The organism is Loktanella gaetbuli, assembly GCF_020531945.1.
In the GTDB taxonomy this organism is placed as follows: domain Bacteria; phylum Pseudomonadota; class Alphaproteobacteria; order Rhodobacterales; family Rhodobacteraceae; genus Loktanella; species Loktanella gaetbuli.
This window is the reverse complement of record NZ_JAJATZ010000001.1, coordinates 705,308-725,450: the sequence shown is the minus strand read 5'-3', so window position 1 is coordinate 725,450 and position 20,143 is coordinate 705,308. Positions and strand designations below refer to the sequence as shown.

General features: G+C 61.6%; 15 protein-coding genes, 1 tRNA gene and 1 pseudogene. 9 read left to right on the top strand and 8 right to left on the bottom strand.

All coding sequences use genetic code 11. The annotated features are described in order from the left end of the window. Positions 1-89 precede the first annotated feature (89 nt). Positions 90-166 (top strand) — tRNA-Asp (locus tag LGQ03_RS03565). 118 nt (positions 167-284) lie between these two features. Here the strand turns inward: LGQ03_RS03565 and LGQ03_RS03560 are convergent. Continuing rightward, the gene (locus LGQ03_RS03560; protein WP_226747249.1) at positions 285-1,658 is read right to left on the bottom strand and encodes a M20/M25/M40 family metallo-hydrolase; all 1,374 of its coding nucleotides are present in this window, start codon (positions 1,656-1,658) and stop codon (positions 285-287) included. Positions 1,659-1,801: 143 nt separating this feature from the next. Between LGQ03_RS03560 and hemA the strand changes: the two genes are divergently transcribed. From hemA to ispG, 3 genes are all read left to right on the top strand, one after another. Then, positions 1,802-3,025 carry a 5-aminolevulinate synthase gene (hemA, locus tag LGQ03_RS03555; RefSeq protein ID WP_090160586.1) on the top strand — a complete coding sequence of 408 codons (1,224 nt, stop codon included), beginning with the start codon at positions 1,802-1,804 and terminating at the stop codon, positions 3,023-3,025. A gap of 129 nt (positions 3,026-3,154) precedes the next feature. Further along, positions 3,155-4,354: a helix-turn-helix domain-containing protein gene (locus LGQ03_RS03550; RefSeq protein ID WP_226747248.1), complete on the top strand. Its 1,200-nt coding sequence runs from the start codon at positions 3,155-3,157 to the stop codon at positions 4,352-4,354. A 74-nt stretch (positions 4,355-4,428) separates the two neighbouring features. After that, positions 4,429-5,556, top strand: coding sequence for a flavodoxin-dependent (E)-4-hydroxy-3-methylbut-2-enyl-diphosphate synthase (ispG, locus tag LGQ03_RS03545; protein WP_226747247.1), 1,128 nt, complete (start codon positions 4,429-4,431; stop codon positions 5,554-5,556). 522 nt (positions 5,557-6,078) lie between these two features. On the opposite strand, the gene LGQ03_RS03540 is transcribed toward ispG, so the two are convergent. Both LGQ03_RS03540 and LGQ03_RS03535 read right to left on the bottom strand, forming a co-directional pair. Further along, positions 6,079-6,867 (bottom strand): MBL fold metallo-hydrolase, encoded by a 789-nt coding sequence (locus LGQ03_RS03540; RefSeq protein WP_090160592.1) that lies wholly within the window; start codon positions 6,865-6,867, stop codon positions 6,079-6,081. A gap of 77 nt (positions 6,868-6,944) precedes the next feature. Next, entirely contained in the window at positions 6,945-7,679 is a 735-nt protein-coding gene (locus LGQ03_RS03535) for a DsbA family protein (protein ID WP_226747246.1), read from the bottom strand. Positions 7,680-7,804: 125 nt separating this feature from the next. Here LGQ03_RS03535 and LGQ03_RS03530 point away from each other — a divergent pair, with 125 nt between their 5' ends. From LGQ03_RS03530 to LGQ03_RS03510, 5 genes are all read left to right on the top strand, one after another. After that, positions 7,805-8,938, top strand: a complete 1,134-nt coding sequence (locus tag LGQ03_RS03530) for a pyridoxal phosphate-dependent aminotransferase (RefSeq protein ID WP_226747245.1) — start codon at positions 7,805-7,807, stop codon at positions 8,936-8,938. Further along, positions 8,935-10,131: an N-acetylmuramoyl-L-alanine amidase gene (locus LGQ03_RS03525; RefSeq protein ID WP_226747244.1), complete on the top strand. Its 1,197-nt coding sequence runs from the start codon at positions 8,935-8,937 to the stop codon at positions 10,129-10,131. Before LGQ03_RS03530 ends, LGQ03_RS03525 begins: the two co-directional genes overlap by 4 nt. 128 nt (positions 10,132-10,259) lie before the next feature. After that, positions 10,260-12,758: a penicillin-binding protein 1A gene (locus tag LGQ03_RS03520; RefSeq protein WP_226747243.1), complete on the top strand. Its 2,499-nt coding sequence runs from the start codon at positions 10,260-10,262 to the stop codon at positions 12,756-12,758. 70 nt (positions 12,759-12,828) lie between these two features. Further along, positions 12,829-13,956 (top strand): peptide chain release factor 2, encoded by a 1,128-nt coding sequence (gene prfB, locus LGQ03_RS03515; protein WP_226747242.1) that lies wholly within the window; start codon positions 12,829-12,831, stop codon positions 13,954-13,956. Positions 13,957-13,996: 40 nt separating this feature from the next. Further along, on the top strand, positions 13,997-15,379 hold the full coding sequence (locus LGQ03_RS03510) for an amidase (RefSeq protein WP_226747241.1): 1,383 nt from the start codon (positions 13,997-13,999) through the stop codon (positions 15,377-15,379). On the opposite strand, the gene LGQ03_RS03505 is transcribed toward LGQ03_RS03510, so the two are convergent. The 5 genes and pseudogenes from LGQ03_RS03505 to bcp all read right to left on the bottom strand — a co-directional run bounded on the left by LGQ03_RS03505 (position 15,369) and on the right by bcp (position 20,103). After that, positions 15,369-16,790: an MFS transporter gene (locus tag LGQ03_RS03505; protein ID WP_226747240.1), complete on the bottom strand. Its 1,422-nt coding sequence runs from the start codon at positions 16,788-16,790 to the stop codon at positions 15,369-15,371. The two genes, LGQ03_RS03510 and LGQ03_RS03505, sit on opposite strands and share 11 nt — an antisense overlap. A 60-nt stretch (positions 16,791-16,850) precedes the next feature. Beyond that, on the bottom strand, positions 16,851-17,366 hold the full coding sequence (locus LGQ03_RS03500; protein ID WP_090160606.1) for a bactofilin family protein: 516 nt from the start codon (positions 17,364-17,366) through the stop codon (positions 16,851-16,853). After that, a complete protein-coding gene (locus LGQ03_RS03495; protein ID WP_177172734.1) occupies positions 17,356-18,666 on the bottom strand; it encodes a M23 family metallopeptidase in 1,311 nt (436 codons plus the stop codon). The genes LGQ03_RS03500 and LGQ03_RS03495 overlap by 11 nt, the downstream gene beginning before the upstream one ends. A 160-nt stretch (positions 18,667-18,826) precedes the next feature. After that, positions 18,827-19,618, bottom strand: a pseudogene (locus LGQ03_RS03490) (ferritin-like domain-containing protein). Positions 19,619-19,635: 17 nt separating this feature from the next. Then, positions 19,636-20,103, bottom strand: coding sequence for a thioredoxin-dependent thiol peroxidase (bcp, locus tag LGQ03_RS03485; RefSeq protein ID WP_090160612.1), 468 nt, complete (start codon positions 20,101-20,103; stop codon positions 19,636-19,638). Between the last annotated feature and the right edge of the window lie 40 nt (positions 20,104-20,143).

Here is a 20,143-nt window from a genome sequence, read left to right as displayed (position 1 = left end):
GTACCGGCCTGTCACGCCGGGGGTCGCGGGTTCGAGCCCCGTCAACCGCGCCATTGACCCCCGAAACGTACGCAAACGTGATGAAATGCGCGGTTGTAGCTCAGTTGGTTAGAGTACCGGCCTGTCACGCCGGGGGTCGCGGGTTCGAGCCCCGTCAACCGCGCCATTTCACCCCTTTCTCAACCTGCTTTCCGGTGCCGATTTTTCGCGAAAAATCGGTTGCACGCCCGACCCTGCGACAGGCCGGACGCATTCTTGATTTTTCGCGAAAAATCGCGGCCCCGTCAGCGGGTCATCGCATGCAGGATTCGCGCCCAACTGCGCGTGCCCTTGTGAAAGGATGACAGGTCGTATTTCTCGTTCGGGGAATGAATTTGATCGTCGTCCTTTCCGAAACCGATCAGCATGGCGTCCATGTCGAGATAGGTCTTGAAATAGGCGGCGATGGGAATCGAACCGCCACAGCCGACATATGCCGCTGCATTGGGCCATTCGTCCGACAGGGCGCGGCGGGCCTGATCGAACGCCGGATGAGTTGTCGTCATCTGGCCCGCTGCCGATGCCCCGTGCGCGTGAAACGTCACACCGCAATCGGCAGGAATCATGTCGCTGACTTGCTTGCGGAACGCCACGCGGATCGCCTCGGGATCCTGCTGGCCCACAAGGCGGAAACTGATTTTCGCGCTGGCCTGCGCAGGCAAGACTGTCTTAAACCCGTCACCGGTATAGCCTGCGGTCATGCCGTTGACCTCGCAGGTGGGGCGCGACCAGATCATTTCCAGCGGGCGGCGGCCTTGTTCGCCAGCAGGATATTTCAGTCCGACTTCGCCCAGGAACGCTTCGGCGTCGAAATTCAGGTCGTCCCAGGCGGCGGCCAGTTCGTTCGACAGTTCGGGTACGCCGTCATAGAAACCAGGCACAGTGATACGTCCCGTTTCATCGTGCAGTGCTGCAATCACCTTGGCCAGGACGCGGGCAGGGTTCATCGCGATCCCGCCATACATGCCCGAATGCAAATCCTTGGACGGGCCGGTGATCGTGACTTCTTCGCCCAGCAGTCCGCGCAACTGCGTGATGATCGCAGGTGTCGCGTCGCCATACATGCCGGTGTCGCAAATCAGCGCGATATCCGCGCGCAACAGGTCGGCGTTGTCTTTCAGAAACGGGATCAGCGACGGCGACCCTGATTCCTCCTCACCTTCGAAAAAGATGGTGATGTTTCCGGGCAGGGTGCCATGCACCGCTTTCCAGGCGCGACAGGCCTCGATGAATGTCATCAGCTGGCCCTTGTCGTCCGATGCGCCACGCCCGCGAATGACCGGCCCCTTGTCCGTCTGCTCGACTGCGGGGTCGAACGGGTCGCGGTCCCACAGATGCAGCGGGTCCACGGGTTGCACGTCGTAATGCCCGTAAAACAGGATGTGCGGGCCGTCGCCGCCGGACTGCGCGACCACCATCGGGTGTCCTGTTGTCGGGTGCTTGGTGGCCTCGAATCCGATGGATTGCAGGTCCGCAACCAGCCAGTCGGCCGCACGGTCGCAATCACCCTTGTAGGCGGGATCGGTGGAAATGGACGGAATGCGGAGCAGGTCCAGCAGCCGTTCGGTCGCAGGATCAATGTTTGCGTCGATGTGGTCGAGTACTGGGTCAAGGGACATTGCGGCGTCTTTCTCTGCTGTTTGAAGTGAAACCTAGCCGGTTTCACCGCATGTGCCAGTAGCGTGACAGTGGGTCGCGTATTGTCGTCCGGTGATGCGCCCTATATGTCCGGAACCGAAGAAACGATAACAGGACCTGCCCGGTGAATTACGACGCTGCCCTCGCGACCGCTATCGACCGTCTGCATGCCGAAGACCGGTATCGCACCTTTATCGACATCGAACGCACCCGGGGTCAGTATCCACATGCTGTCTGGAACAAACCCGATGGCAGCACCCAGCAGGTCACCGTCTGGTGCGGAAACGATTATCTGGGCATGGGTCAGCATCCCGTCGTGCTGTCCGCCATGCACGAGGCACTGGATGCGACCGGCGCGGGATCGGGCGGCACCCGCAACATTTCCGGCACCACCGTCTATCACAAGCGGCTGGAGGCCGAACTGGCCGATCTGCACCGCAAGGAAGCAGCACTGCTGTTCACCAGCGCCTACATCGCCAATGACGCGACGCTGTCGACCCTGCCGAAACTGTTTCCCGGTCTGATCATTTATTCAGACGCACTGAACCATGCGTCCATGATCGAAGGTGTGCGTCGCAACGGCGGGGCCAAGCGGATCTTCCGCCACAACGATGTGACGCATTTGCGCGAATTGCTGGCAGCGGATGATCCTGCCGCCCCCAAGCTGATTGCATTTGAATCGATCTATTCGATGGACGGTGATTTTGGTCCCATCGCCGAAATCTGCGACCTGGCACAGGAATTCGACGCGCTGACGTATATCGACGAGGTCCATGCAGTCGGCATGTATGGCCCGCGCGGTGCGGGCGTGGCCGAACGTGACGGATTGATGGGGCGGATCGACATCATCAACGGGACGCTGGCCAAGGCATATGGCGTCATGGGGGGCTATATCGCGGCCTCGGCCCGGATGTGCGACGCGGTTAGGTCCTATGCACCGGGTTTCATCTTTACCACCTCGATCCCTCCAGCCGTGGCTGCAGGGGCTGCCGCGAGTGTTCGCCACCTCAAGACCGACCAGGGGTTGCGCGACGCGCAGCAGACGCAAGCCGCCATTCTGAAAACCCGGCTCAAGGGGATGGGTCTGCCCATCATCGACCATGGCAGCCATATCGTGCCGCTGATCGTGGGTGATCCGAAACACACCAAGAAACTGTCCGACATGCTGTTGCAGGATTTCGGGATCTATGTGCAGCCGATCAACTATCCGACAGTGCCGCGCGGAACAGAACGTCTGCGTTTCACACCATCACCGGTGCATGGTCCGCGCGAGATGGACACGTTGGTTCGTGCGTTGGACGGTCTGTGGTCCCATTGTGCGCTGAATCGCGCCGATTTAGCGGGCTGACCTTTCTGCGAGTGCAAAGGCTGTGACGCTCTGCTAGATGTTGTGTGTCAAATTTCTACAAATAAATCGACTTTAGGTCGCATTTATGTGAGATAATGGCACAAGGCAGGGCAGACGGCGGTTAAGCACATGATCGTAAAGACTTTTCGGCGAAACAAAACGCCCGATGAGATCGAATCCAAGGGATTCGACGCATTCGACTTGCGCCTTGGCGACCTGATGCGTGGCGAGCGTGCCACCTTGGGCAAGAGTCTCTTGGACGTTCAAAGCGAGCTTAAAATCAAGGCGTCTTACATTGCCGCGATTGAAAATGCTGATCCTGCCGCGTTCGACACACCGGGTTTCATTGCCGGTTATGTGCGGTCCTATGCGCGCTATCTCAAGATGGATCCGGACTGGGCTTTTGATACATTCTGCCGCGAAAGCGGGTTTGCCACGGCTCACGGTATGTCAAAGGCGGCATCATCTGCCAAACCGGCTGTCGGCACCGCAACCCCGAGTGCGGGTCGTGATATCTTTGCCAGTTCCGCCACGCCATTCATTCCGCGGGGCGATCGGATGTTCACGGGTGTTGAACCTGCGGCAGTTGGTTCCCTCATGGTGTTGGTTGCATTGATCGGCAGTTTAGGCTGGGGCGGTTTCGCCATTCTGCAAGAAGTGCAAAAGGTACGCTTGGCACCCGTGGAACAAACGCCGGTCGTGCTGACCGACCTGGATCCGCTGGCTGGTGCCACCGCATTGCCCGACACTGACACCGATGCAACGCCGGAACTTGCCGGAACCAGCACCGAGGCGCTGGACCGTCTGTATCGCCCCCAGGCTCTCGAGGTGCCCGTGCTTGTGGCGCGGGATGCGCCAATCTCTACGTTGAACCCCGGCACGATCGGCACATTGATCCCCAATAGCGTCGATGCAGGGCTTGCGCAGGCGGTGGCCGATGCGACGCCGACGCTCGAAACGCCGATCGGACCAGCCATTCAAGTCAGCGAAGACCCGGCACCCGGCGTTCAACTGGTTGCTGTGCGACCCGCATGGGTGCGCGTGCGTGCGGCAGACGATTCCGTCATTTTCGAAGGGATCATGAACGCGGGTGACACCTTTGCACTGCCAAACACCGAAGAGCCGGCAACCCTGCGGGTCGGAGAAAGCGGCGCCGTGTATTTTGCCGTGAATGGTCAGCACTACGGCCCGGCCGGTGCCGCAGGCACTGTCACCTCGAACCTTGCGCTGTCCGCAGAGAGTCTGACTGCCACCTATGCGCTGGCTGATCTCGAGGCCGATGGCGATTTGGCAGCCGTGGTGAATGTCGCCGAAGTGGTGACTGAATAAACCGTGCCGGTGGTTGCCGCTGCACTGTGCAGGGATTAGGTTCTGATCAACATTCCTGATCCGAAAGCTGCGTGATGTCGCTGAATTCAATCCGTCCCTGGCGCGAGATCGATCGCCGTAAATCCCGTCAGATCATGGTCGGCAATGTGCCGGTCGGGGGGGATGCGCCGATCAGCGTCCAGACGATGACGAATACCCTGACCACCGACGTCAAGGCGACGATTGCGCAGATCCAGGCGGCCGCAGATGCCGGTGCCGACATCGTGCGTGTGTCTGTCCCCGACGAGGCATCGAGCAAGGCGCTGAAGCTGATCGTGCCAGAGGTCAGCGTGCCCATCGTTGCGGACATCCATTTCCATTACAAACGCGGGATTGAGGCGGCAGAAGCGGGTGCGGCCTGTCTGCGGATCAACCCGGGTAACATCGGTGACGAAAAGCGCGTCAAAGAGGTCATCAAGGCCGCGCGCGACCACAATTGCAGCATCCGGATCGGCGTGAACGCCGGTAGCCTCGAACGGCATCTGTTGGAAAAATACGGCGAACCCTGTCCCGATGCGATGGTCGAAAGCGGGCTGGATCATATCAAGATCCTGCAAGACAATGATTTTCACGAATTCAAGATCAGCTGCAAGGCGTCCGACGTGTTCATGGCGGCGGCTGCCTATCAGCAGTTGGCCGATGCCACCGACGCGCCCATCCATCTGGGCATCACCGAAGCCGGGGGCCTGATTTCCGGCACCGTCAAATCCGCGATCGGCATGGGCAACCTCTTGTGGGCGGGGATTGGTGACACGATCCGAGTCAGCCTGTCCGCTGATCCGGTCGAAGAGGTCAAGATGGGGTTCGAGATCCTCAAATCCCTCGGGCTGCGGCATCGCGGTGTCAACATCATTTCCTGCCCCAGCTGTGCGCGGCAGGGATTTGACGTGATCAAGACCGTCGAGGCGTTGGAAAAACGTCTGGAACACATCAAGACGCCGATGTCGTTGTCGATCATCGGTTGCGTGGTCAACGGCCCCGGAGAGGCACTGATGACCGACGTGGGTTTCACCGGCGGCGGCGCGGGGCATGGCATGGTCTATCTGGCTGGCAAGCAAAGCCACAAGCAGGACAACGCCAACATGATCGAGCACATTGTCGAACAGGTTGAAAAGAAGGCAGCTGAACTGGAAGCCGCCGCCGCACAGGAGGCGGCAGAATAAACCATGTCACACGGCCTCAATCGGTCACGGGGATGGCGCGCTACATCTGGCCGCTGACCTTGCGACAGGGTGACATGAATGCGGCTCCGCCGATGTATCTGCCGATGCGGTTGCCCCTCAGGCATTCTTCGGCGGCCTCCCGAAACTGGTTTGTCAGGTAGAATGACCCTCTTGGAAGTAGATCTGCATAGGTAGCCGCAGACCAGCCCAGAACCACAGTCAGCCGACCGGTGTCGTGCGCCGTGATGACCGTCCGTTTTGTCTGTCAGGCTCATGCGTCTTCTGACATCTCGCAACAGGGTCAAAACCGGTGCTGCAAGATGAGGTCCACAGCGACGTGCCAGACGAGCGTGGTGCCTCAGGGCAAGCCAAGACTTGCCGGCTATCAAGCGGAAATTTCGCACATTCGGGATCAGGACCCCTGCAACCCCGGCGCGGGTGGCGGTCCCGACTGTGGTCATGCCCACGAAAAAAGGCGTCAGATCGCTCTGACGCCTTTGTGCTGTCGCTGTGTCTGTTGGGTCAGGACGGCATCACATCGCCGCCATACCAGTCACCGATCCGCACTTCGATTGCGTCATCGACCAGTTCGGCAAATGCATTGGGGTCCTGTGTGCCGCCATCGCGGCCACGGTAGTGGTAGGGATAGACATAGGTCGGCGCGAATTCGTTCACGGCGGATGCGGCCGCCTCCATATCCATGGTGAACGGCAAGTTGTTCGACACGAAGGCCAGATCAATCTCTGTCAGCGCGCGCATCTCGGGTGTGTCCTCGGTGTCGCCGGACACGTAGATGCGGAACCCGTCAAAGCCGAGGATATAGCCGTTGTCGCGGCCTTCGGGGTGAAAGTTCAGGCGTTCTTCGGTGATGTTGTAGGCCGGGATCGCCTCGATCCCGAGGGTGTCGAACGTGCCTGTTTCGCCATTGGCGATGGACATCGTAACGGCCTGAAGGTTTTCGGGCATCATGTCGAACACGGCGGGGTTGGCGAACATGACGGTCGCGTCGGTAATAACGCCGTTCAGGGTGTCAACGTTGTAGTGGTCGCCGTGCTCGTGCGTGATCATCACCAGATCGGGGCGCGGGAAATCCGCATAGAGGGACGGATCACCAACCGGATCGACGTAGATCGTGCCGACAGGCGTTTCCAGCACGATGGAGGCATGTTCGACCGGATGTACCGTGATATCGCCCGCGGGCGTGTTGAACACGTTGGATGTATGGGCAGCGGCCTGTGCTGCAAATGGCAGCACGGTCATGGACCCTGCGGCCGCGCCGGAAATGAGGAATGTGCGACGTGTCGTTTTCATTGTCAGTCTCCGTTGTTTACGATTGAGGCTGACCTAGCGCGGCCCGATGCCGCGGCAACTGACGCAGGCGTGAACGGTCAGCCGCGCAGATCGTCCACCAACTGTTGCAGTTGGTCGGCCGGCACATATCCGCGCACCATCTGGTCGGCCACGACAAAGGTCGGCGTGCCACTGATCCGCAGCGCCTGACCCAGCGCACGATTGTTGGCGATCACCTGCGTGACCGCATCGTCGTTCATCATGGCCGTGATCGCGTCGGTATCCAGTCCCAGCGTGTTCCCCAGCCGCACCAGCGTGTCGATATTGGGGCTGCCGTTCAATTCCATCAGCGTGTCGTGGACCGCCTTGTAGGCATCGTCCCCTGCGATCATCTTGGTCGCGATGGCAAACCGAGAGGCAAGCACCGACTCCTCACCCAGAATCGGGAATTCCTTGACGATCAGGCGGATGTTGCCGTCAGCCGACAGCAGGCTCTCGACCTCGGGAAAGGCACGTTTGCAGTAGCCGCAACGATAATCCATGAATTCGACAATGGTGATGTCGCCGTCGGGATTGCCGTCGACAAAGGAAAATCCGTCGTTGGTCAGCGCCTCCATCTGGGCCTGCACCATGGCGGCGTCGGCCTGTGCCTGCATCGCTTCTTCGCGGGCTTGCAGCACGTCGATGGCTTCCATGATGACTTCGGGGTTTTCCATGAGGTAGGCGCGCACTTCTGCCCGGAATGCATCGCGTTCAGCTTCTGACATCTGTGTCTGGGCCTGCGCGGGCAGGGCGATGGTCAGGGCGGCGAGGGCAGCAAAGGCGAGGCGCATGGCATGTCTTTCGGTTGGGTTTCGGGCGGCAGATGACCATAGAACCGGCCAACTGCCAAGCGCCGTGGTTGACGCAGACCAGCCTGCGCGGGCACAAGCATGGCAAAGAGCATAGAAGGTCAGGCATGAGACAATCCACCCGTGGTGACGTCGATCCCTTTATCGTGATGGACGTCATGGAATCCGCCCGCAAGGCCGAGGCCGCAGGCCGGTCGATCATTCACATGGAAGTGGGCCAGCCCGGTACCGGTGCGCCCGCCGCGGCGCTGACGGCGCTGAAATCGGACCTGTCGGATACGCTGGGCTATACCGTGGGCCTTGGTCTGCCGGCATTGCGGACGCGGATCGCGCAGCACTATGGCGACATCTACGACATCGATCTGGACCCCGCCCGCGTTGTCGTGACGGCGGGTGCATCGGGTGCCTTTGTGCTGGCGTTTTCGGCGCTGTTCGACAACGGCGACCGGGTGGGTCTGGGGCTGCCGTGCTATCCGAGCTACCGCCAGATCCTGCGCGCGATGGGGCTGACCCCGGTCGAAATCACGACGACGCCGCAGGGACGGTTTCAGCCGCAACCGGGCGATGTCGACGGCCTGGACGGTCTGATCGTGGCCTCGCCTGCCAATCCCACCGGCACGATGCTGTCGAAAACCGAATTGGCCGCATTGGCCTATGCCTGCGAGGACACGAACACCGCGCTGATCTCTGACGAGATTTATCACGGGATCGACTATGGCACCCGCGCCGTCAGCGCGCTGGAGGTCACGGATGATGTCTATGTCATCAATTCGTTTTCCAAGTATTTCTCGATGACAGGCTGGCGCGTGGGCTGGATGGTCGTGCCCGCCGATCACGTCCGCCAGGTCGAGAGGCTGGCGCAGAACATGTTCATCTGTCCGTCCCACGCATCGCAGCGACTGGCATTGCATGCGATGGATGCACGCCCCGAACTGGATGCCAATCTGGAGGTTTATGCCGCCAACCGCGCCTTGTTGTTGGATGGGCTGCCCAAGGCCGGTTTCGGCACCTTTGCACCACCCGACGGGGCGTTTTACGTTTACGCGGATGTCAGCGACCATACCGACGATGCGCTGGCCTTTGCGGCCGAAATTCTGGACCGCGCGGGTGTCGCGGTCACACCGGGGCTGGATTTTGACCCGCAGGACGGCCACCGATGGTTGCGGTTTTCCTATGCTGGATCGACAGCAGACATCGCCGAGGGATTGCGCCGTCTGACTGCATTCATGGCTGAGCGATGATCCGCGCGCTGGCGTTGCTGCTGATGATGATGGCTGGCCCGCTTGCAGCGCAGGATTTCGGCGCATTGGCGCGGGTCGATCCAACACAAAGCCGGATTGCCGATGCGGGCGGCGATCTGGTGGTGGACCTGGCCCTGTCGCAACCGGTGCCCTACCGGGTGTTCACTCTCGACACTCCAAGGCGGCTTGTCGTCGAATTCCGCGAGGTGGACTGGACCGGATTGCAGCCTGCGGATCTTTTGCAGGGCGCTCTGGCGACCGATCTGGGGTTCGGCGTGCCGCGTCCGGGGTGGTCGTCCTTGACGGTGGCCATTGCGGCACCGCTGGCATTGACCACAGCCGGACTGCGTGTCGATGATCTGACAGGACGTGCCGCCCTGACCATCAGACTGACCCCGACAGATGCCACCAGCTTTGCGGCTGCCACTGGCGGATCGTTGGATCGCAGCCTGCCTGCGCCCGCGCTGACTGCCCCCGATTCCGACGCGGGTCCCCCCGTCATCGTGATCGATCCCGGTCACGGCGGTGTCGATCCCGGTGCCCTGCGCGGCGGGGTCAAGGAGGCCGACCTGATGCTGGCACTGGGGATTGAGCTGGCCGACGCCCTGAACCGCACGGGCCGGTTGCGTGCGGTGCTGACCCGGCAGGCCGATGACTTTGTCCCGCTGGAGGCGCGCATGACCATCGCGCGGGCGGCGCGGGCGGATGCGCTGATTTCGCTGCATGCCGATGCGCTGGACGAGGGCGGCGCGCAGGGTGCGTCGGTCTATACCCTGAGTGCCGAAGGTGTGGACCGCGCATCGCAGCGCATGGCCGAACGGCACGAACGGGGCGATCTGCTGGCAGGGCTGGATCTGACGGGGCAGGACGACCGTGTTGCAACCGTTTTGATGGACCTTGCACGGGCGCAGACACGGCCTGCATCGGATCAATTGGCCGAGGCGGTCGTGGCAGGCCTGCGCCAGTCGGGCGCACGCGTGAACACCCGCGCGCGACGCGAAGGGCGATTGGCGGTGCTGAACGCCGCCGACTTCGCATCGGTCCTGATTGAGGCAGGATTTTTGTCCGACGCACGCGATCGCGAGACCTTGTCCACGCCACAGGGGCGCGCGCCGATCGTGGCGGGGTTGACCACTGCGATCCTAGCCTGGGTCGATGCGCAGGCCGCCCGTGCGCCACTCTTGCGTCAGTAGGGCGCAACCTCATGCAGTCGTGATCCGGACGGGCGCGGAAACCGGCCGTCACCGGGTGCTTCCGCTTTTGACGTGACCACGTGTCCGCCCTATAAGCGGGCAAGTTTCACACACCAAGGTAGGGTTACGTGCTGCGTTTCATCATGTCCTTTTTCGGCGCCATCTTTTCGATGGCGACACTGGGCCTTGCCATGCTGGCCGTCAGCATTGGTGCGGTGTTCTACCTGTATGGTCGCGATCTGCCATCCTACGATACGCTGGCGCAATATACGCCCAAGACGATCAGCCGGATCTATTCCGGCGAGGGCAATATCATAGACGAATTCGCCGTCGAACGCCGCCTGTTCACGCCTGCCGAGGAAATCCCCGATATCGTCAAGCAGGCGTTCATTTCCGCCGAGGACAAAAATTTCTACATCCACGAAGGTTATGACCCCGTTGGTATGGCCTCGGCCTTTGTCGATGCGGTGAAATCCCGTGGCGAGGACGTGCGCGGCGCATCCACAATCACCCAGCAGGTGATGAAAAACTTCCTTTTGGACGGGTCCCGTTCCGCCGAACGCAAGATCAAGGAAATCATCCTGGCCAGCCGGATCGAGGGCGCGATGCCCAAGGAAAAGATCCTGGAACTGTACCTGAACGAGATTTTCCTGGGCAAGAACAGCTACGGCGTGACCGCAGCAGCCCTGACCTATTTCAACAAGCCGCTGACCGAACTGACCGTCGAAGAAGCGGCCTATCTGGCCGTTCTGCCCAAGGCCCCGTCGGATTATGACCCCGTGCGCCAATACGACCGGTCTGTGGCCCGGCGCGCATTCGTGCTGCGCGAGATGTGGGAAAACGGCTATATAGACGAAGAAACCTATCAGACCGCGCGCGTGGCCCCGCTGCGCACCGTGCAGAACGGCGATTTCGAGAGCTTTCGGTCCGAACTTCCGCCGCGCGACTATTTCACCGATGAAATCCGTCGCCAGCTCAGCCAGAACTTTGGCGAAGACGAATTTTTTTCCGGTGGTCTGGCGATCCGCGCCACGGTCGACCCGTCCTTGCAGGTCGAGGCGGCTCATGCGCTGCAACGCGCACTTGAAACCTATGACCGCGGGCAGGGGCGGTGGCGCGGCACGGGTGAAACCATTCCTGCCGATCAGCTGGACAACTGGCGCGACGCGTTGGGCGACGTTCAGGTGGCCCGCGACATCACGCTGGAAAACCGCTGGTATCCCGCCGTGGTGCTGGACATCGCCGATCAGGAAATGACCGTCGGCGTCGAAGGCCAGGCAGAGGTCAAGACCATCCCGCGCGAGGATATTGCGTGGATATCCGGCGATTTCTTTGCCAACTTCGAGGTGGGCGACGTTGTCCACGTGCGCGAGATGACCGATGATGCCGATGGATCACTGATCCGCTGGACCCTGCGGCAAACCCCAGAGGTGCAGGGCGCATTCATGGCGATGGACGTGAACACGGGCCGCGTGTTGGCGATGCAGGGCGGATTTTCCTACCAGTCGTCGGTGTTCAACCGCGCGACGCAGGCAAACCGCCAGCCCGGGTCCAGCTTCAAGCCGTTCGTCTATGCGGCAGCACTCGATTCCGGCTATTCGCCTGCAACGGTGGTCGTTGACGCACCGATCGAAATCAACACCCCGCAGGGCGTCTGGCGGCCGCAGAACTATTCCAACCGATTCTACGGACCAACACCGCTGCGCACGGGCATCGAACAGTCACGCAACCTGATGACGGTCCGTCTGGCCCAAGAGGTCGGGATCGATACCGTCGGCAATTACGCCGAGAAATTCGGCGTCTATGATCGGATGAATCGCGTGCTGGCGGCCTCGCTCGGTTCCGACGAAACGACGCTGTTCAAGATGGTCGCTGCCTACGCGATGTTCGCCAACGGCGGTGAACGGGTTGAACCCACGCTTGTCGACCGGGTTCAGGACCGCTTCGGCAACACCGTCTATCGCCACGACCAGCGGATCTGCGAGGATTGCGCCCTGACCAGCCTGCCGTCCGGCGAGGCCCCGACCATCACGTCAAACCGCCAGCGCGTGATGAATGAAGTGACGGCCTACCAGTTGACCTCGATGATGCAGGGCGTGGTCGATCGCGGCACAGCCAAGAATGCGATCAATCTGCCTGTGGCCATCGCAGGCAAGACCGGCACGACCAATGATGAAAAGGACGCCTGGTTCGTCGGATTTTCGTCCAACATCGCGGCGGGTTGCTACATTGGTTTCGACAACCCGCGTCCCATGGGCAAGAGCGCCTCGGGCGGTGGTATCTGCGCGCCCGTGTTCAATGCCTTCATGCGCGAGGCGATCAAGACCTATGGCGGCACGGCGTTCCGCGCCCCCGAAAGCTGTCAGTTCATCAATATCGACCGCTTTACCGGCGCGCGGATGCCCGACGGTGCATCGGGTGACAACATCATCGCGGAATGTTTCCGCGCTGGCGAAGAGCCGATCTTTGGCATCACCTTTGACGGTGGCTTTGCCATGGCGGCGGATTTGCCGTTGTTCGACGAGGTGCCGCAAGCGGCACGTCAGGTCACGACCTCGACCGGGTCCACGGCGACGGTCGGGCCGCGTGCCACCGCCGGCGCATTGTCGTCGGGTGGCCTATATTAATCTGCGTCGCTTGCCGACGTCTGCGGGCCGGGGTATTCCCGGCCCGATCCTATTTTGATGAGGGGCTGCCATGCGCGCCGAGACTGAAACCACCATCGCCGCCATTCAGAAATCGCTGGCACTGTTGGCGCAGCGTCTGGACTATGACACGGCGGCCCACCGGCTGGAGGAATTCAACGCGCGCGTCGAGGATCCGACCCTGTGGGATGATCCCGCAAACGCGCAGAAACTGATGCGTGAACGGCAGATGCTGGTCGATGCGATGGACAGCTACCACGGCATCAAACAGGAACTGTCGGACAACGTCGAACTGATCGAACTGGGCGAAATGGAAGACGACGCCGGTGTGGTCGCCGAAGCCGAAGAGGCCTTGACCGCGCTGCGGGCCAAGGCCGCCGAAAAAGAGCTGGAGGCGCTCTTGAACGGCGAGGCGGACGGCAACGATACTTTCCTTGAAATCAACGCAGGTGCTGGCGGCACCGAATCCTGTGACTGGGCCAACATGCTCAAACGCATGTACATCCGCTGGGCCGAGAAAAAGGGCTACAAGGTCGAATTGCAGTCCGAAAGCCAGGGCGAAGAGGTCGGCATCAAATCGACCGCGCTGAAAATCAGCGGCCCGAACGCCTATGGCTGGCTGAAATCGGAATCCGGTGTGCACCGTCTGGTGCGGATCAGCCCCTACGATTCCGCGGCCAAGCGGCATACGTCGTTTTCATCGGTCTGGGTCTATCCGGTCGTCGACGACAACATCGAAATCGAAGTGAACCCATCCGATATCCGCATCGACACCTACCGGTCGTCGGGGGCGGGCGGTCAGCACGTGAACACGACGGACTCGGCTGTGCGGATCACCCACGAACCGACCGGCATCGTCGTGACCAGCTCGGAAAAATCCCAGCACCAGAACCGCGATATCGCGATGAAGGCGCTGAAATCCCGCCTGTATCAGATCGAACTGGACCGCCGGAATGCGGCGATCAACGAGGCGCATGAAAACAAGGGCGACGCGGGCTGGGGCAACCAGATCCGGTCCTACGTTCTTCAGCCTTACCAGATGGTGAAAGACCTGCGCACCCGCTACGAGACGTCGGATACTTCGGGCGTGCTGGATGGCGATCTGGATGGTCTGATGGCGGCGACACTGGCGATGGATGTCAGCGGTAAATCCCGCGCCGAGGCGACAGCAGAAGACTGAACCTTGCCAATCCTGATCCGGCAGGGTCAGGATGTGGGATATGGACCAGATACTTGATCAGGATGCACTGGCGCTGTCCGCAGCCTTGGCCAATGGCCAACTGACTGCCGAACAGCTAATGCGGGCGACGCTCGACCGGATTGCAATGCGCAACCCGGATTTGAATGCCATCGTCGGCCTGCGCGATGCTGACGATTTGCTGGCAGAGGCGCGTGCGGCAGACAACGCCCCGCGCAAGGGCTGGCTGCATGGTATCCCCATCGCGGTCAAGGATCTGTCCAACGTCGCAGGCCTGCCCACATCCATGGGCTCGCCTGCATTGGCCGGGCGCGTGGCGAAAACATCCGACATCATGGTGCAACGGATGCAGGACGCAGGTGCCATCGTAATCGGCAAGACGAACACCCCGGAATTCGGTCTGGGCAGTCACACCTTTAATCCGGTGTTCGGTGCGACGCAGAACGGCTTGCTGCCCGGGCGTAGCGCTGGGGGATCGTCAGGCGGTGCCGCCGTTGCGCTGTCGTCCCGCATGATCGCGGTGGCGGACGGGTCCGACATGATGGGCAGTCTGCGCAACCCAGCGGGCTGGAACGGGGTTTACGGCATGCGCCCGACATGGGGGCTGGTGCCGTCGGAACCCGCTGGCGACAGTTTCCTGCACCAGCTGTCTACCAATGGCCCCATGGCGCGCAGCCCTGCCGATCTCTCTGCCTTGCTGGCCACGCAGTCGGGCCCTGATCCACGCCAGCCGCATGGTTTGCCAGCCTATGTGCATGAAAGCCTGGACGTCGATCTTACGGGGCGCCGCATCGGCTGGCTGGGTGACTGGGGCGGGGCCTATCCGATGGAGGACGGTGTGCTGGACCATTGTGCAGGCCAAATCCAGCGCATGTCGGATCTGGGCTGTTCGGTGATTCAGATTGCCCCACCGTTTGATGCGTCGGCACTATGGGACAGTTGGACCACGCTGCGCAGCTTTGCCATCGCGGGCAGCCTCGGGTCACTTTATGACACTGCGGCCACGCGTGACGCCCTCAAACCCGAGGCGATCTGGGAAATCGAACGGGGCCGCGCCTTGACGGCTGTCGAAATCCAGCGTGCCAGCAACATACGCTCTGACTGGTTTCGTGCGGCGGTACGTCTGTTCGATAAGGTAGATGCAGTGGTGCTGCCCACGGCGCAATGCTGGCCATTTCCGCTGGACTGGACCTGGCCCCAGAATATCGCGGGCGTTGCGATGGATACCTACCATCGCTGGATGGAGGTCGTCGTGCCCGCATCGTTGATCGGCCTGCCAGCCGTCGCGGTGCCGCTGCCACCGACAGCGGCGGGGGAACCAATGGGCCTGCAATTCATCGGGCGCGCCCGTGATGATCGCCGGTTGCTGGAACTGGCACAGGGCTGGCACCGGATCAACGCCTGACCAGCAGTGCCGCGATGATGGCCGATAGCGCCGCCAGTCCGGACGACCCCCAGGCGATCACGGCAAACCCGCTGTTCATCGCGTCCAGATGGCCGGGCAGGGTGGATACCTCGCCAAAGCTGGCTGGCCCGCCGTTGATCGCATAGCCGATGGCCACGACCGACGACATCGCCGCCACCGCGATCAGCCCCGCGATCCGACTGACGGCGTTATTGATCCCGGATGCAATCCCGTCGCGGCCCGGACCTGCCGCGCCCATGATGCTGGCAGACAGCGGGGCGACGACCATGCTCATGCCCAGTCCGACGACCGCCATGGTCGGCAAAACCCCCAGCCAGAAATTCTGGGACGGTATCACCAGTGCCAGGCCCGCATAGCCGATTGCGACCAACGCCGATCCCCCGGTGATCAGGGGGCCGGCACCGTGCTGGTCCGCCATCTTGCCGAACCGGGTGGAAAACGCCGCGATGAACACGGTGATTGGCCCAAAGGCAAAGATCGTCTGAAACGCCGTCAGACCCCAACCCGCCACGGTGAGCATCGGTAAAAAGAACAGGATCGCCGACATGCCGAAGTACAAAAGAAAGGTCGAGGCATTCGCCGCTGAAAACGTGCGGTTCCGGAACATCCATAGCGGCATCATCGGGGCGGCTGCACGACGTTGCTGGAAAAGAAAAACCGCAAGGACCAGACAACCTGCAACGCCTGTTACCACCGTCAGGCGGGTGTCATTGCTGCCCTCCAGGTGGGTTAGCGTCCAGGCCAGCAGACCCAGACCAGTGATTGCCAGCAACGCGCCGGCGATATCGACCGGTTCGCCCTGGCGGCGGGGGTCGGCATTGACCGCGCGCCAGACCAGAAACAGGGTCGTAATCCCAAGCGGCAGGTTGATTGCAAAGATACCGCGCCAGGCCTCTGGCGCACCCGACGAGAGCAGGAGACCGCCGACAATCGGCCCCGCTGCCGTTGTGAGGCCGGATGCTGCGGCCCAGATTCCGATCGCGCGTCCGCGCTCTTCGCGCGGGTAGGCCCGCGAAATCATGGCCAGTGATCCTGGCACCATGAGGGCTGCACCCACGCCTTGGGCCAGCCGGGCGATGATCAGCAGATCCGGGGTCGGTGCCACGGCGCAGAGGAGCGAGGTCATCAGGAACAGCCCCACGCCAAGCGAGAAGACCCGTGCCAGACCGAACCTGTCGCCAAAGGCCCCGCCGGTCAGGATCAGGGCCGACAATGTCAGCATGTAGGCGTTGTTGATCCAGGTGGCCTGGTCGAGCGTCGCGCCAAGCGAAGCGCGAATCGCGGGGATGGCAATACTGACGACCGTGCCGTCGATAAACCCCATCGACGAGGCCAGAACACCCGCAGCCAGAATCCAGCCGCGTCTGCCATCGCGCGCAAAGTCCGGCACGAAAACGGGCCGCGTCCGATAAGACGTGGCCCGTAAGGGATCATTATCCTGCGTCAAGGATCAGCTTTTGTCGGCGTCCCCGGATGCACCCTTGGGCGCAGCGGTCGGCATTTTGGTGGACTTGCCACCAGCAGAGAGGGGATCATCCTGACGCTGAACCGATCCTTCGAAATGGGCACCAGATTCGATGGCGATCGTCTTGTGGATGATGTCGCCCTCGACGCGGGCCGTCGATGTCAGCCGCACCTTGAGGCCGCGCACGCGACCGATGATGCGGCCATGAATGACGATATCGTCGCCGATCACTTCGCCTTTGACGGTGGCGCCTTCGCCGACGGTCAGCAGGTGGGCATGCACGTCGCCCTCGACCTGACCTTCGATCTGCACGTCACCGCTGGTTTTCATGTTGCCGGTGACCAGAAGGTCCGACGACAGGATGGATGCCGGCGGCTTGGCCTTGGCGGGGGTGGGCGATTTGTAATCGCTGCTGGACGACGACGGTGCGGGGCTTGCAGGTGCAGGCGCGGCGGTGTCGGCCTTGGGGCCAGGTTCATTGATCTTGGATTTAGAAAACATCTTGTCCCGCTCTTATGTAGGTCATCGGATTGACGGGTGTACCACCCACGCGCACTTCGTAATGCAGATGGGAACCAGTAGACCGTCCTGAATTGCCCATATCACCGATCCGCTCACCGCGCGAGACCCTTTGACCGACCTTCACACGCATCGCGGAGAGGTGAGCATAGCGGGTCTCGATCCCGAACTCGTGCTGGATCTTGATCAGGCGACCATAGCCGGACGACCAGCCTGCGTTGGTGACCACGCCATCGGCCGTCGCATAGATCGGTGTGCCCACGGGGGCTGCGAAATCGGTGCCCGCATGCAGGCGTCCCCAACGCTGGCCAAAGCCCGAGGTAAAGCGGTAGGCCGCCTTGACCGGGGTATCGAACGGCGCCTTTTCGGCGGCGATGCGATACAGGTTGATTTCGTCCAGGCGGTTCAGGATGCCGTTGGCGCGTTCCGCGTTCGGATCGGGCGCACCGCCACGGGTCGAGAACGACAGCGGTGTCAGAGGACCGCCGGACCCAGAGTAGCCCCGGCGCACCTGGCTGATCATGTTGTCGGGGTTCATGCCGGCCGCGCGGAACATCTTGTCCAGCGGTTCGACAGATACCGTCATCGCGTCTTCGAGCTGACGGAAGATATCGTCGTTGCGGTCCTGCAAGAGCCGCAGTTCCAGTTGCGTTTCCGCGGCGCTGTCCAGTGCGAACTGCGCGTCGGCGGCGATCTTGTCGCGTTCTGCCGCAGTTTCGGCCAGCGCGGATGCCAGCAGATCGACGGTGCTGTCGGCCTGTGCGGACATCACGGCCCCGGCGGCAGCAGATCCCGGCTCGGCGGCCAGCTGTTCCAGTGCAAGGCGGCTTGTCTTTACGTCCTGCATGGTGTCGCGCAGCGTTGCCTGCACCACGTCCAGACCGGTTTCCAGCTCGCGGCGTTGATCCTCGGTTTCCAGCAGCGCGCTTTGCATGATCGAAATCTGTTCAAGTGCAGAGCTGAACCGCTGCTGTGCCGCGACAGCCTCGGCGGCACGGGCGTCACGTTCGGTCGAGAGGGCGTTCAGACGCTGTTCGTAGATGATCTGATCACGCTGGGCCTGTGCGCGGAAATTGCCGGCCCCGATGCTGTCCATCAGGATCACGGCGGTCGAGATGATGGACCAGCCAACCAGGAGCGATGCAACGCTCCACCCGACGAGCTGATGAGAAGGACGCAGACGAATGAAACGGGTTTCGGTGTCCGAGCGAATAAAAAGCCGCTTTTCCGGAAATCTCTTTTCAAGCCGTGTATGCACGGCCATCGCCAAACGTGATCTCACGCGTCTCTCCCTACCTGTCCCACGGCGCAGCTGCCTGTATTGTTTTTTGCCGCGTCAAGACCGTTTACAAAGACTGACGCATCGGAGCAACGCTTTTGGTAAAATTAAGTGACGATTGGAATTCTTGGGCAATATTACGCCGAAACCGGCCGAATCTGCATCAATTCCCAGCAGCCAATGGCCAATAGAAATCCGGCGGAATCCCTGATTCTGCACGCTTTTCTTCGTTGAACGGTGGTTTCAGCGCACCGTGGAAATAGCGTCTGACCAAGGCGTGAAATACGGGCGTTGGATCGCGGTTGTCGCGCCCGCAGAGAAAGTTGAACCACTTTGACCCGTAGGACACATGGTGGACCTCTTCGGCGTAGATCACGTTCAGGGCTGCGACCGTGTCCTTGTCGCCAGCGCGTTTGAAGACCTCGATCATGTTCGGCGTCACATCCAGACCGCGCGCCTCGAGCACCATTGGAACAACCGCAAGACGGCCCAGCAGGTCATCGGCTGTGTCCTCGGCCGCACGCCACATCCCCGCATGGGCGGGCAAGGCCCCGTAATGCGAACCCTGTGCCTCGAGCCTGTCGCACATCAAATTGAAATGCTTGGATTCTTCGTCAGCGGCCTAGACCCAGTCGTCGTAGAAACCGACGGGCATAGGCGAATCGGCAAACCGCGCGATGATGTCCCAGTGCAGATCCACGGCGTTCAGTTCGATATGCGCAACCGCGTGCAGCAAGGCCAGCCGCCCTTCCGGAGAGCCGGGTTTGCGCTGAGGCACATCGCGCGGGTCAAGCAGCTCTGGCCGGGCGGGACGGGCTGGCTGGTCGGGCGGCGCTGCCTGCCCGACCGCGATGGGCGTGCCAGCCGCCCGCGCCGCGCGCCAGGTCGCGGCATGTGCATGACTGATTGCCGTCTTGGCGCGACCGTCGGCCGTGGTCAGGACCTCGACCGCCATCTGGGCCAATGTTAGGGTCACAGGGCCTGCGCCGCTTCGAGAACGGCATCGACGTGACCAGGTACCTTGACCTTGGGCCAGACCTGCGCAATCCGGCCTTCGGTATCGATCAGGAATGTCGCCCTTTCGATTCCCATGAAGGTCTTGCCGTACATCTGTTTTTCGCCCCAGACGCCGTAGCGTTCACAGACATCGCCGTCGGCATCGGACAGCAGGACCACGCTCAGATTATGCTTGTCGCGGAATTTGTCGTGTTTTGCGACGGTATCCTTGGAAATGCCCAGAACGACTGTATTGGCGGCTGCGAAATCGGATGCACGTTCAGTAAATCCCACAGCCTCCTTGGTGCAGCCGGGCGTGTCGTCGCGCGGGTAGAAATAGACGACGACCTTTTGTCCTGCGTATTGTGCGAGTGTCACCGTTTCACCGCCGTCGCGTGGCAGGCTGATTTCAGGTGCGTTATCACCGGGGGCAGGTTGTGACATATCTGTGATCCTTCAGCAGTGGGCCCGGGCGCGGGGTTTC

Coding starts and splice junctions, on each gene's coding strand:
- LGQ03_RS03550 (WP_226747248.1), top strand. CDS start 3,155: ATGATCGTAAAGACTTTTCGGCGAAACAAAACGCCCGATGAGATCGAA.
- bcp (WP_090160612.1), bottom strand. CDS start 20,103: ATGTCACAACCTGCCCCCGGTGATAACGCACCTGAAATCAGCCTGCCA.
- ispG (WP_226747247.1), top strand. CDS start 4,429: ATGTCGCTGAATTCAATCCGTCCCTGGCGCGAGATCGATCGCCGTAAA.
- prfB (WP_226747242.1), top strand. CDS start 12,829: ATGCGCGCCGAGACTGAAACCACCATCGCCGCCATTCAGAAATCGCTG.
- LGQ03_RS03540 (WP_090160592.1), bottom strand. CDS start 6,867: ATGAAAACGACACGTCGCACATTCCTCATTTCCGGCGCGGCCGCAGGG.
- LGQ03_RS03525 (WP_226747244.1), top strand. CDS start 8,935: ATGATCCGCGCGCTGGCGTTGCTGCTGATGATGATGGCTGGCCCGCTT.
- LGQ03_RS03500 (WP_090160606.1), bottom strand. CDS start 17,366: ATGTTTTCTAAATCCAAGATCAATGAACCTGGCCCCAAGGCCGACACC.
- LGQ03_RS03510 (WP_226747241.1), top strand. CDS start 13,997: ATGGACCAGATACTTGATCAGGATGCACTGGCGCTGTCCGCAGCCTTG.
- LGQ03_RS03530 (WP_226747245.1), top strand. CDS start 7,805: ATGAGACAATCCACCCGTGGTGACGTCGATCCCTTTATCGTGATGGAC.
- LGQ03_RS03535 (WP_226747246.1), bottom strand. CDS start 7,679: ATGCGCCTCGCCTTTGCTGCCCTCGCCGCCCTGACCATCGCCCTGCCC.
- LGQ03_RS03560 (WP_226747249.1), bottom strand. CDS start 1,658: ATGTCCCTTGACCCAGTACTCGACCACATCGACGCAAACATTGATCCT.